This is a genomic window from Cyanobium sp. Alchichica 3B3-8F6 (assembly GCF_024346435.1).
Classification (GTDB): domain Bacteria; phylum Cyanobacteriota; class Cyanobacteriia; order PCC-6307; family Cyanobiaceae; genus Cyanobium_A.
Genome location: NZ_JAGQCZ010000014.1, coordinates 33,615 through 45,533, shown reverse-complemented (window position 1 = coordinate 45,533; position 11,919 = coordinate 33,615). Strand labels below are relative to the sequence as shown.

Below are 11,919 nucleotides of genomic sequence, written 5' to 3'. Positions count from 1 at the left end.
CGGCCATCTCGATCTGAACCACGTGCCGTCGACGCCCGCTACGGCCATGTGCTCACGGCTGTGGCGGGCCGACCAGAAAGAAGCGGTGTTCCAGGTCAGCGAGGGTGAGGCCAGCCGCGAGGAGGTGATCCCCTACGACCTGCTGCACGTGACCCCGCCGATGGGGCCGCCCCTGTGGTGGTGGCCAACCTGCTGGCCCACCTAGCCGTGCAGGCGCCGCCCCTCACGCAGCACTTCAGAGGGGCGGATGCCGAAAACGCCGTGGAAGTCGCGACTGAACGCCGAGAGGTTGCGGAAACCGAGTTTGGACGAGATGCCGGCGACGGTGTCGCTGGCCGCGGGGTTGAGCAGGTGTTGGCGAGCCAGCTCCAGACGCTGGCGGCGGACCCACTGGATCGGCCCGCAGCCGAAGCGCTGGCTAAAGGCCAGCTGCAGGTTGCGCCGTGAGTAGCCGCTGCGCTGCTCCAGCTCGGTGAGGCTGATGGGGCTGTGCAGATTGGCCTGAATCCACTCCAGCAGCTCCTTGAAGATCAGCTGGCGCGACAGCCCTTCGCGCTGGTGGCGGGTTTGTTGGTCGGCGTCGGCGAGCTTGGAGCAGAGGGCCAGGGCCAGGATGCGATAGATGAGGTCGTCAATCTGAAGCGTCGCCAGGTCTCCTCGGTTCTCCAGTTCGGGTGCGTCCACCAGGGCAAAGGCCCGCCGCAGGGTGAGGAGCAGCTCGGCTTGCCGCTTCTCGGTCATGGCGAGCACTTGGGGCCGCTGCAGATCCGGGGCGAAGCGGCGGCCGGAGAGGCCGACACCTCCAATGGTGGCGGCTGTGTTCTGCAGCCTTTGTAGGTCTACATGCAGCACCAATCCGTTGTAGTGGTCGGTGGCGTAGCGGTATTCGAGGCCTGGATTGAAGTAAAGGGGCGCTTCGCCATGGATGCTGTAGCTGCGGCCGTCCACCTCGTAGTTCGCGGCCCCGGAATAGCAGATGTTGATGGCACCGATCCCGGGGTTTTCGCCGATCGCTCCGATGATCGGACAGGTGTACCCAGAGGTGAGGGTGAGCTCGCCAACGGTGGCCGTGCTGGCCCGATGCAGGAACGGACTGGACTCAGGGAGGCGGGGGGCAAACTCGAGCACGGGGAAGTGCTGGTTGAGTTTGTTGGCCAAACCCTGGGGGTCCCGATCCACAACCGCTTGGTGGTTGTGGAAGACCAGGGGTAGGTGGGCAACAGGATCCAAGCCAGCCTTTCAGCGGTGGTCAGATTTTAAGAGTGATCGACAGGACGGCCATTCGCCGAGGTCACTCGTCATACGCCGAGGTCCGGCATTGATACGCAATGCCGGGAGCTCTGGCCCTACTCCCCTTTCTGGGACTTCAGCAACGCGTCCTTGCTGTCCTTGAGTTCCTTCCAGATGTTGCGGATCTGGGCGTAGGCCTGCTCCTGGCTCACCTTGCCATTGCTCTGCAGCCCCACCACCAGTCCCACCCGCTCGGCGAAAGACTCAAGGTTTTGGTGAAACATCAAACGCTGGGGTGTCCAGTCCGGTCCGCGGTACGGCGAATGGGGCTCCATGGGTGAGCGCACACCGGTGGGCTCGGCATCCGACTCGGGAGGTGTGGGACGCGATCCCGCAGTGGCCACAGGGGTCCAGCGAACTTTTTCATCTTAGAAGCCAGGGTTTAAGAGGTGGTGAAGGCTTGGCCTTGTGTTGCCGGGAGCACTGGCGCGTTTCTGGTGGTGGCTGCACCATTTCACTCCCGAGGCAACGCCATGCCATGGATCATTCTTCCCAGGGTTGGTGGCCCCAGGTGTTGCTCTGCCTGCTGATCCAGGCCAGCATCGTGGGTGGCGGCCAGGTGCTGAACCGCTGGCTGGCCCCTGTTCCCACTCCGCCGTGCTGCGCCCCACCCCTGGTGCACTGAACTCCCATCTGCTGGAGGAGCGCCCCGCCAATCTGCCGGCCCATCTCTACGTTTCTGGGGGGCGCCACCGAAGCTGCTTCAGTGCCGTGCTGTTTGAGCCCGAAGGGCCACGGTTGCTGCAGCTCCAGTCGCCCCAAGAGCTCGAGCCGTTGCAGCGGCTCGGCTATCCCCTCTGGCTGCGGGTGATGGGCTTGGGCGATCCCCGGCTGGTTGAGGAAATGCTCGACACCCTGCAGGTGCCTCCCATGCTGCTGCCGCCGTTGCTCGAGGTTCCGCAGCGCTCGCGGGTGGATGGGCTCGGCGAAGCGGTGATCGTGGTGCTGCACCGGCTCAGTTTTGCCCGCGATCCCCTGCATCTGCTGAGTGCCCAGGTGGGGTTGCTGCTGATGCCCAACCTGCTGGTCACCTTTGAGGAGGCACCGGCGGGTGAGTCATTTCCGGAGCTCACCGCCTGGTTGGAATCGCAGGCGGGGGCTGTGGAACACCGCGACCTCGACGACATCCTCCATTTCCTGGTGGATGAATTGCTCGATGCTCTGTTTCCGATGCTGGAGCAGATCGCCAACCGCCTTGATGATCTGGAGGAGGCAGCTCTGCGGGACCCCAAACCGAAGCTGCTGGCCAGAGCTTTCGTGCATCGCAGCAACCTGCGCACGATTCGCAACCAGGTGTGGCCCCTGCGCCATCAAATCCGGGTGCTGCTGCGCCAGGGGCAACAGCTGCTGGGCCCTGATGCGCTGGGGGGCTTTCAGGAAATGGCTGATCTGGTGGAGCTGTTGTTTGAAAACTGTGAGTTGTTGCGCCATCAGTGCGATGCCATTACCCAGGCCTATGCCGCCAGCGTGGGCAATCGCATGAACCAGGTGATGAAAACCCTCACCATTCTCACCAGTATTTTTGCGCCGCTCACCTTCATCGGTGGGATCTATGGCATGAATTTCGCCAACATGCCTGAGCTCAATTGGCGCTATGGCTATCTCTACGCTCTGCTGTTGATGGCGATTGTGGCTTTGATTCAGTCCTATTGGTTGTGGCGCCGTGGCTGGTTTCAGGATTGGACGGCGCCGCGCTGACGCATCGGGTCCGGAAGCACAACCTGGCCTTAACCGCCTAGGAGCTCGAGATCGCCCAGAGTTCTGTCGCGGATGTGACCGTCATGCACCCCCTCCTGCGCCTCGCCTGGCTTGCCCCGATGCTGCCCCTCCTGCCAGAGGCGGCTCTGGCGGCGCCTGATCCGGTTCGCATTGGCGGCTCGAGCACAGTGTTTCCGGTGCTGCAGGCGGCGATTGCGGCTTACCAGAAGGGGGGAGCCAACCGCCAGGTTCGCTTCGAGCTCAAGGAAACGGGCACCTCGGCGGGATTCCGGCAGTTCTGCAGCGGCCAGTTGCCCTTGGCCAATGCCTCCCGTCCGATCAATGCCAAGGAGCTCAAGGCCTGTGCGGCCAAGGGCGTGACCTTTCTGGAGCTGCCGATCGGCTTTGATGCGATCACGGTGGTGGTGAACCCTGCGAACACCTGGGCGTCCAGCATCACCATTCGGGAGCTGGCGCGGCTCTGGAATCAACGGGCAACGGGATCGGTGAAAACCTGGAGCCAGGTCAATCTGGATTGGCCCAACCGCCCGATTCGACTCTGCGGACCTGGTAAGGATTCTGGCACTTATGATTATTTTAACAAGGCCATCAATGGAGATGAGCGCAATTCCAGATCAGACTATTTTGCCAGCGAAGACGATAATGAGCTTGTTGCTTGTGTCGCCAACAACCCCAATGCACTGGGCTATTTTGGTTTTGCCTACTACCAGTCCAATGCCAAGCGTCTGAAGCCCCTGAGCGTCGTGGGCAAAAAGGGTGCTGCGATGCCATCGTTGGCGTCGGTTCAGAAGGAAACCTATCTGCCCCTGTCGAGGCCATTGTTTGTTTACGTCAACGACAAAGCCCTGCGGCAGCGCCCTGAACTCCAGAAATTTGTGACGTATACCGTGAAGAATGGGCTCAAGCTGGTGAAGCAGGCTGGCTACATCCCGATGCCCACCCGAACCTACTTGCTGGTTGAAAGCAAGCTGTATCGGCATGTGACCGGCACGGCTTTTGGCGGCAAGCTGCCCGTGGGCCTGACCACGGGTCAGGCGTTGCAGCGGAGTTTGGAGAGCATCAAGAAACCGGAATTCCGCTGAGCTCTGCATGGCATTCCCAACCCGCTCCCAGCCCCTGAGCAATGGCAGCTTCGCCAGGGAGCTGTTGCACAAACACGTGGCCAAACTGGTGCAGCTGCAGGCACCGGTGTCTGAGGGCAAGGGCACCGAACCGTTGCATCAGATGCGGGTGACCATGCGTCGCCTACGCACCACGTTGCTCCAGTTTGAGCCGGCCCTGCAGTTGCCCCCGGCCATCAACGACCAGCGCCTGGCCAAATGGGTGCGGCACCTGGGCATGGCACGGGATCTCGATGTATTGCGTGAGCGCCTGGAAGATGGTTTCTTGCCCCAACTGCCGCAGGCCGAGGTGAAGGCCCTGCGGCCGGTGATCAAGCAACTACGGCGCGAGCGCCAGCTGGCCTACGGCCATGTGGTGGAAGTGCTGCAGAGCCGCTCCTATCTGGAGGGCCTGGCCCAGTTGCAGGGCTGGTTAAAGCAGCCAGAATTTTCGCGGTTGGGGGAGCAGCCGATTCGGGAGTGGCTGCTCGAATGGCAGGGCCCCAGCCTGGCCAGTTTGTTTCTGCATCCGGGCTGGCAGGTTTCCAGCGCGGCCGGAGAGGTGGAGGTGCTGCACGAGCTGCGGCGGCAGATCAAGCAGGCGCGCTACCGCCTCGAGAATCTCTCCGAGCTTGCGGGTGGCCACACCGTGCCCTGGATCGGCCGCTTCAAGCAGGGCCAGGAGCTGCTGGGTGAATTCAACGATCTGCAGGTGCTGCAGCGCGCCATCAGCGATCAAGTGCCGGGGCGGTTGGAGCAGGCGCTGCCCCAGCTGGAGTGGCTCCTGGTGCAGCATCAACGCCATTGCTGGGAGCAGTGGCGCGAGCTGGTGATCGAGGTGCTGCCCACTCGGCAACGGCGCCGCCTTTGGCAGGCGTTGTCGTCCAGGTCAATGACATGCAGCCCTTGGAATTGGGTGAAGGTGGGATTAAGGCGGGCAGCTGCCCGGTTCGGCTAAGGGTGGGTTGTTCACAGTTGCTTTGCCCACGCCATGCTCAGTCCCAACTGTTTTTGGATGATGGGTGATGAGCGCCTGGCCGACCTGGGGGCCTTGCTGGTGTTTCGGCATTGGTTGCGTCAGCAACTCGAAGAACTCGCTGCTGAGAGCGACGCCACGATTCCTGAGCAGGAGCCAGGCGCTTCTACGGAATCCTATGGCCGGTTGTTTTTTTAAGCTGCGGCACAACAGCATCTCATCTGCTGGTTCGCATGTGTTCTGCAACACAACCCTGATGTAGTGCACGTGCTCGTTTCATGCATTGGCCCTCGATAGGTTGCGGCCGACTTCCTTTGTGAAGTCATCACTATCGGTGTGAGGACCCGATGAATCTTTCCAAAAAGCTGCTGCTGGCTCTGGCTGGCACCAGCCTTGCGGCCCCGATGGCTGCTTCCGCCCAAGAGCTGGCTTCGTTGAGCGGCGCTGCCGCCATCAACGAGTACATGCAACAGCAAGATGTGGATCGCTTCCGCGCCTGGGAATCCAAAAACCAGGTCACCAGCGTCAACCAGTTTTCTGATGTTCAGCCCACCGACTGGGCCTATCAGGCCCTGAGCAACCTGGTGGAGAAGTACGGCTGCGTCGCCGGCTACCCCAACGGCACCTACAAGGGCGGCAACGCCATGACCCGCTTCGAAGCGGCTGCCCTGCTGAATGCCTGCCTGGATCGCGTCACTGAGGTGACCGACGAGCTGCAGCGCCTGATGGATGAGTTCAAGACTGAGCTCGCAGCGCTTACCGGCCGCGTGGATGGCCTCGAGAAGAAAGTGGGCAAGCTGGAAGCTCAGCAGTTCTCCACCACCACCAAGCTGCGTGGTGAAGCCAGCTTCATTATCGGTGGTCTGCCCAACAACAATGCAACAACAACGGATGGAGCAAGACGTAATAAAACGACATTCAACTACGATTACCGCCTGACCTTCGACACCAGCTATACCGGTAAGGATTTGCTTCGGGGTCGCCTCCGCAGCGGCAACTTCACCGCTCCCTTTGGCTCTAGCAGCAACATTTTCAACCTTGACAAGGCCACTAATACTAATAAAGATGTAGTGATTGATCGTCTTTACTACACCTTCCCGGTGGGTAATGAGGTCAAGCTGACAGCAGGTGCTCTGGTTCGCAACACCGAACTACTGTCCTTCCGCCCATCGGTTTACAATTCTGGTCTGCTCGACTTCTTTGGCTTGTCGGGTGCTACTGGTACCTACAACAAGGCTACTGGCGCTGGCTTTGGCTTCCAGTGGAAGCAGAAAGTGAAGAAGGGAGATCCCTACGCCACCTTTGACGCCAGCTACATCGCTGCCAATGGGTCTAACGACTCATCAATTGGCGCCTTCACTGAGGATTCCGGAATCAGCGTGCTGACACAGCTGGGTTTCCGCGGACAGAACTGGGGCACCGCCATCGCCTACCGCTATGGCGGTGCAGGCTCTCAAGTGGGGCGCGACGGCAACATGGCTTCGGCCTTGAGCACGCTGTCAACCACCACTGGTCAAACCTCTAGCAGCGTTTCCATTGGTGCATTCTGGCAGCCCACTGATGCCAGCTGGATGCCCTCCATCTCCGCCGGCTATGGCTTCTCTGATGTGAGTGGAACAGTCAGCAGCTCCATTCCCAATCAAGGCAACATCCAGTCCTGGATGGTTGGCTTCCAGTGGAAGGATGTCTTCCAGAAGGGTAACAATGCAGGTTTTGCCTTTGGCCAAGCCCCCTTTGCTAGCAACGCAACTGCGGAGCGCTCTTCCGAAAGCTTCCTGTGGGAGTTCTTCTACAAGTATCAAGTTACTGACAAGATCTCGATTACCCCTGGCATCTTCTACGCTCCCAGCTATCAAGCTGCTGGTGGCGACAGCACTTGGGGTGGCGTGATTCAGACCACCTTCCGCTTCTGATCTCCAGAACGGCATATTCACTCCTCACGTAGTCCTCACCTGCTTTCTCACACACGCCTCTAGCCCCCCAGCAATGGGGGGCTTTTTATTAGAGGCATAGGCGGATGTTGGGTTCGGTCGGGGAAATATAAGCCCCTTAATTGCCAACCTTGACCGCCCCTTAACCATGGCATAACGACACTAGGATCAGCCCCTTGCTAGTAAGGGTCTGACCCTAAAAGTCTTTTCCATGACCTTCGCCAAGAAGGCCTTTATCTTTGGCACCACGGCCGCGATTGCTGCCGGTGCCACAAGCTTCGCCATCCCCGCGTTAGCCCAGGCCACCATCAGTGGAGCTGGTGCCAGCTTCCCGAATGCCATCTACCAGCGCTGGGCTGTGGAGTATGCCCGTGAGAAAAATGCCAAAGTGAACTATCAGTCGGTGGGTTCGGGCGCCGGTGTGCGTCAGTACCTGGCTGGTACCGTTGACTTTGGTGGTACTGACGAAGAACTGAAAGCTGCTGATTTCACCAAGGGATCAGCTGGTTCCCGCGGCGTTGTGCAGATCCCCATGGTGGGTGGCACGGTGACCCCGGCCTACAACAACCCCAGCTGCCAGAATCTCAAGCTCACCCAGCAGCAGGTGGCCGATATCTTCCTCGGTAAGATCACCACCTGGGAGCAGCTGAAGTGCGGCAAGGGCAAGATCACTACGGCTCACCGCTCCGACGGTTCGGGCACCACCTACGTGTTCACCAACTCCCTGTCTTGCTTCTCCAATGAATGGAAGAGCAAGGTGGGTAAGGGCAAGGCGGTGAAGTGGCCCGTGGGAGTGGGCGGCAAGGGCAACGAGGGCGTGGCCGGCGTGATCGGCAACACCCCAGGCTCGATCGGTTACCTCAACCAGGCCTATGTGAAGGGCAGGATCAAGGCGGCTGCCGTTCAGAACAAGGCCGGCAGGTTTGTGATGGCCAACGATGCCACCGGAGCCGTGGCTCTGAACGGCATCAGGCTTAATGCCAACCTCGGCGGTGAAGAGTGCAACCCCGCTGGTGCTAACGCCTTCCCGATTGCCTCCTTCACCTGGATCCTGGCTTACCAGAAGGGCAACGGCGCCAAGGCTAGTGCTATCCGCAACTACCTGCTCTGGGCCCTCTCGCCCAAAGCCCAGAAGATGGCAGCCGAGCTCGATTACGTTCCCCTCAAGGGTGATGTGCTCAAGCGCGCCAAGGCCGCTGTGGCCAAGATCGGCCAGTGAGTTGCGTGATTGAACGCAGCATCTTCAGGGGCCTTCGGGCCCCTTTTTTGTTGCGCGTCTGCGCCGACTGAACTTCAGCGGGCTTCCAGCTGTGGATCGTCCGGCCGCAACACCCGATCGGCCACCAGGCTGCTGAGCCACGCCCCCAAGGGTGCTGTGGTGAGGATGCTGAGCACGGCTACCGCCAAGATGATCTCCCCGGGGCCGCTGGGCAGACCTGCGGCCTGCATCGCCAGCAGCGGCATCGCTCCGATCGCCGCCTGCACCGTGGCCTTCGGGATGTAGGCCACCGTCACAAAGAGCCGTTCGCCTGCGCTGAACCCACTGCCCGCCAGACAGGCCAGCACGGCCGCGCAGCGTGTCACCAGTCCGATGGCCAGCACCGCCAGACCCGCCAGGCCGCTGTGCCAGGCCACATTCAGATCCACCTGGACCCCCACCAGGGTGAACAGCACCAGCTCGGCAAACACCCAGATCGAAGCCAACTTGGTGGCGATCGGCTGCGCCAACTGGGGCCGCAGCTCCAGCAGCAGCACCCCTAGAGCGAGCGCGGCCACCAGGCCGGTGAAGGGCACCAGCCCCTGGATGCTGTCCTGCAGCCGCAGCAGCAGTAGCGCGAGGGCCAGGATCACCAGCACCTGACGGTTCACCTGGGGCCCAAAGCGCTCGATCCAACGCAGCAGCATCAGGCCCAGCCCCGCGCCTGCGGCGGCTCCGAGCAGCAGCCCCAGGGGTAGCCCGGCCAACTGGCTCCACGGCAGCTGCAGCCCAGGGCTGCTGGCCTGTTGCACCAGCAGGCCCAGCAGCATTCCATTCACCACGATTACGGCGATGTCATCGAGGGAGGCTGCCGCCATCACCAGTTGGGGGATGGCCTTGGCGGTGCCCCGTTTCTCCTCGATCAACCGCAGCATCAGCGGCACCACCACGGCGGGCGAAACCGCCGCAATCACCGAGCCCAGCAGGGCCGCCTCCAACGAGCCCAGCCCCAGGAGGGGCTGGGCCACCAGGGTGATCGTGAACCCCTCCACCGCTGCCGGAATCCAGGCCAGCAGCAGCACCCGCCGGCCCACCTGCTGAAGTGTGCGCAGGTTGAGGCCCAAGCCCACCCGCAGCAGGATCACCACCAGCGCCATCTGGCGCAGCTCGCCGCTGAGGGCCAGCAGCTTGGGATCGAGCAGCCCCAGCCCAGACTGCCCCAGGGCGATCCCCACCAGCAACATGCCGATCAGCCCCGGCAACCCAAGCCGCCGAAACAGGCCATCGGTCAGCAGCGCCAGGATCAGCAGCTCAGCCAGTCCAAACCAACCCATGGCCTGCCTCCCGCCCGTTGGCGGTAGATCGGGCTGAGTCTTACCCGGCTTGGGACAACTGCCGTGGCGGCGATGGCAGCCGGGTGCTCACCACGGCTGCCAGGGCCACCAGCAGGGCCGAGCTCCACAGGCAGGCCTGCAATCCCCCCACCAAAAACAGGGCACCGGAGAGCACGGTGCCCAGCAGGCGGCCCGCCGCATTGGCCATGTAATAGAAGCCCACGTTGAGGCTCACCGATTCGGCATCGGTGTAGGCCAGCACCATGTAGCTGTGAATCGAGGAATTCATGGCAAACACCACCCCGAAGGCCGCCAGCCCCACCACCACGGCTACACCGGGCTGAGCCACCTCACGCCAGAGGGCGATGGCGATCAGGGCCGGGATCGCGGTAAGCAGGGCACTCCAAAACTCCACCGCACTCACGCCAGGCGGTGCACTCTGGCCCCAACTGCGCCGCAGGGCCGGGGCGGCACCCTGCACGATCCCGTAGCCGATCACCCACAGGCCCATGAAGCCGCCCACCTCCCAGAAGCGCCAGCCCAGGGCGGCCTGCAGAAACACCGGCAGCGCCACCACAAACCACACATCGCGGGCGCCAAATAGAAAGAAGCGGGCCAGCGACAGCACATTGATGCCGCGCGATTTGGAGAACAGGGCCGTGAATTTCGGCTTGTCCTTCATGCGGCCGATGTCACCGGGGAGCACCAGGGTGAGCAGGAAGGCGGCAAACAGGCCGGCGGCCATCGCTCCCACGGCGGCATTGAAGCCAATCGTGGTGAGCAGCAGGCCCCCCAGAAAAAAGCCCACGCCCTTGAGGGCGTTCTTGGAGCCGGTGAGAATCGCCACCCATTTGAACAGCTGGCTTTCGCCCTGGCTGTGATCCTCCGGGGTTTCTGCCACCACGGTTTTGATGGCGCTCTTGGCGCTCATCTTGTTGAGATCCTTGGCGATGCCGCTGATCGCCTGGGCCACCATCACGTAGGCCACGCTCCACCACTTGGGCCAGCTGTCGGCGACGGGAATCAGCATCAGCAGCGCCGCCACTTGCATCAAGGTGCCGCTCCAGAGGGTGAGCCGCAGCCCGAAGCGGGCCCCGAGCCAGCCGCCATAGAGGTTGGTGACGATGCCGAAGAATTCGTAGAAAAGAAACAGGAAAGCGATCTCGAGCGTGCTGTAGCCCAGCTCGTGGAAGTGAAACACCACGAGCATGCGCAGGGCGCCGTCGGTGAGGGTGAAGGCCCAGTAGTTGGCCGTCACGACCGCGTATTGCTGCAGGGCGGATAGGGCGCGTGCCATGGCGTTGGCTCAGCGCTCGATTTGCTGTTCGGAATGCTCAGCCAGAGCCACATGGCTCACCAGATCCGCCATGCGCGAGCTGTAGCCCCACTCGTTGTCGTACCAGGCGTACACCTTGAGTTGGGTGCCGTTCACCACCATCGTCGAGAGGCCATCGACGATGGCGCTGCGATCGTCGTTGACGTAGTCGACCGACACCAGCGGCCGGGTTTCGTAGCCGAGGATGCCGCGCAGGGCGCCGTTGGCGGCCGCCTCGAAGGCGCCGTTCACCTCCTCCACCGTGACGCTGCGCTTGAGCTCAAACACCGCATCGGTGAGCGATGCATTCAGCAGCGGCACCCGCACGGCATGACCGTTGAGCTTGCCCTGCAGCTCCGGGAAAATCATCCCAATCGCCTTGGCTGAGCCCGTGGTGGTGGGGATCAGGCTCTGGCTGCAGGAGCGCGCCCGGCGCAGATCGCTCTTGAAGCCGTCCACCACCCGTTGGGTGTTGGTTACATCGTGCAGGGTGGTGATTGAACCGTGCTCGATGCCGAAGCTCTCGTGCACCACCTTCACCACGGGCGCGAGGCAGTTGGTGGTGCAGGAGGCGGCGGTGATCAGGCGGTGTTGTTTGGGGTTGTAGAGGTGATGGTTGATGCCGAACACCACGTTGAGCGCTTCAGCTCCGGCGATCTCGCCCTTCACCGGGCAGGCCACGACCACCCGCTTGAGCCCCACCGCATCGAAATAGGGCTGCAGCGTTTCGGGCGTCTTGAATTTGCCGCTGCACTCGAGCACCATCTCCACGCCGGCTTCCCGCCAGGGCACGGCAGTGGGATCGCTCTCCTGGCTGTAGCTCACCGGCTGGCTGCCGACGACGAAGCCGGGGCTGTTGCCTGGCATCGCTGGGTTGGCCTGCACCGCCTGCTGCCAGCGGCCATGCACGGAATCAAAGGCCAGCAGGTGGGCGGCGGTGGCGGCATCGCCGCCGTTGTCGTTGACATGCACCAGCTCGATGCCGGGGCGCCCCCAGAGGGCTCGGAACACCAGGCGGCCGATGCGGCCGAAGCCGTTGATGCCGATTTTCATGGG

Annotated in this window: 13 protein-coding genes; 8 read left to right on the top strand and 5 right to left on the bottom strand. The window is 62.2% G+C overall.

Annotated features, from left to right (window positions below):
• Positions 1–46: 46 nt before the first annotated feature.
• A complete protein-coding gene (locus tag KBY65_RS11435; RefSeq protein WP_254988805.1) occupies positions 47–205 on the top strand; it encodes a hypothetical protein in 159 nt (52 codons plus the stop codon).
• Here the strand turns inward: KBY65_RS11435 and KBY65_RS11430 are convergent.
• Both KBY65_RS11430 and KBY65_RS11425 read right to left on the bottom strand, forming a co-directional pair.
• Positions 202–1,230 carry a helix-turn-helix domain-containing protein gene (locus tag KBY65_RS11430; RefSeq protein WP_255001644.1) on the bottom strand — a complete coding sequence of 343 codons (1,029 nt, stop codon included), beginning with the start codon at positions 1,228–1,230 and terminating at the stop codon, positions 202–204. The two genes, KBY65_RS11435 and KBY65_RS11430, sit on opposite strands and share 4 nt — an antisense overlap.
• A gap of 116 nt (positions 1,231–1,346) precedes the next feature.
• Complete coding sequence (locus tag KBY65_RS11425; protein WP_094561407.1) at positions 1,347–1,565, bottom strand: hypothetical protein; 219 nt, start codon at positions 1,563–1,565, stop codon at positions 1,347–1,349.
• 203 nt (positions 1,566–1,768) lie between these two features.
• On the opposite strand from KBY65_RS11425, the gene KBY65_RS11420 reads away from it, so the two are divergent.
• The 7 genes from KBY65_RS11420 (at position 1,769) to pstS (ending at position 8,235) form a co-directional block, all read left to right on the top strand.
• Positions 1,769–1,915 carry a hypothetical protein gene (locus KBY65_RS11420; protein ID WP_158217075.1) on the top strand — a complete coding sequence of 49 codons (147 nt, stop codon included), beginning with the start codon at positions 1,769–1,771 and terminating at the stop codon, positions 1,913–1,915.
• Entirely contained in the window at positions 1,888–2,988 is a 1,101-nt protein-coding gene (corA, locus tag KBY65_RS11415) for a magnesium/cobalt transporter CorA (RefSeq protein ID WP_255001643.1), read from the top strand. Before KBY65_RS11420 ends, corA begins: the two co-directional genes overlap by 28 nt.
• A gap of 83 nt (positions 2,989–3,071) precedes the next feature.
• The gene (locus KBY65_RS11410) at positions 3,072–4,091 is read left to right on the top strand and encodes a PstS family phosphate ABC transporter substrate-binding protein (RefSeq protein WP_255001642.1); all 1,020 of its coding nucleotides are present in this window, start codon (positions 3,072–3,074) and stop codon (positions 4,089–4,091) included.
• 7 nt (positions 4,092–4,098) lie between these two features.
• On the top strand, positions 4,099–5,067 hold the full coding sequence (locus tag KBY65_RS11405) for a CHAD domain-containing protein (protein ID WP_255001641.1): 969 nt from the start codon (positions 4,099–4,101) through the stop codon (positions 5,065–5,067).
• Between the two features lie 60 nt (positions 5,068–5,127).
• Positions 5,128–5,283: a hypothetical protein gene (locus tag KBY65_RS11400; protein WP_255001639.1), complete on the top strand. Its 156-nt coding sequence runs from the start codon at positions 5,128–5,130 to the stop codon at positions 5,281–5,283.
• Positions 5,284–5,432: 149 nt separating this feature from the next.
• On the top strand, positions 5,433–6,998 hold the full coding sequence (locus KBY65_RS11395; protein ID WP_255001638.1) for an iron uptake porin: 1,566 nt from the start codon (positions 5,433–5,435) through the stop codon (positions 6,996–6,998).
• A gap of 229 nt (positions 6,999–7,227) precedes the next feature.
• Positions 7,228–8,235 (top strand): phosphate ABC transporter substrate-binding protein PstS, encoded by a 1,008-nt coding sequence (pstS, locus tag KBY65_RS11390; protein ID WP_094561412.1) that lies wholly within the window; start codon positions 7,228–7,230, stop codon positions 8,233–8,235.
• A gap of 74 nt (positions 8,236–8,309) precedes the next feature.
• Here pstS and KBY65_RS11385 read toward each other — a convergent pair whose 3' ends face one another.
• The 3 genes from KBY65_RS11385 to KBY65_RS11375 are packed head-to-tail and all read right to left on the bottom strand — an operon-like array spanning position 8,310 to position 11,916.
• A complete protein-coding gene (locus tag KBY65_RS11385; protein ID WP_255001637.1) occupies positions 8,310–9,548 on the bottom strand; it encodes a cation:proton antiporter in 1,239 nt (412 codons plus the stop codon).
• 40 nt (positions 9,549–9,588) lie between these two features.
• The gene (gene arsJ, locus KBY65_RS11380; RefSeq protein WP_094559962.1) at positions 9,589–10,845 is read right to left on the bottom strand and encodes an organoarsenical effux MFS transporter ArsJ; all 1,257 of its coding nucleotides are present in this window, start codon (positions 10,843–10,845) and stop codon (positions 9,589–9,591) included.
• Between the two features lie 9 nt (positions 10,846–10,854).
• Positions 10,855–11,916 carry an ArsJ-associated glyceraldehyde-3-phosphate dehydrogenase gene (locus KBY65_RS11375; protein ID WP_255001636.1) on the bottom strand — a complete coding sequence of 354 codons (1,062 nt, stop codon included), beginning with the start codon at positions 11,914–11,916 and terminating at the stop codon, positions 10,855–10,857.
• Positions 11,917–11,919: the final 3 nt, after the last annotated feature.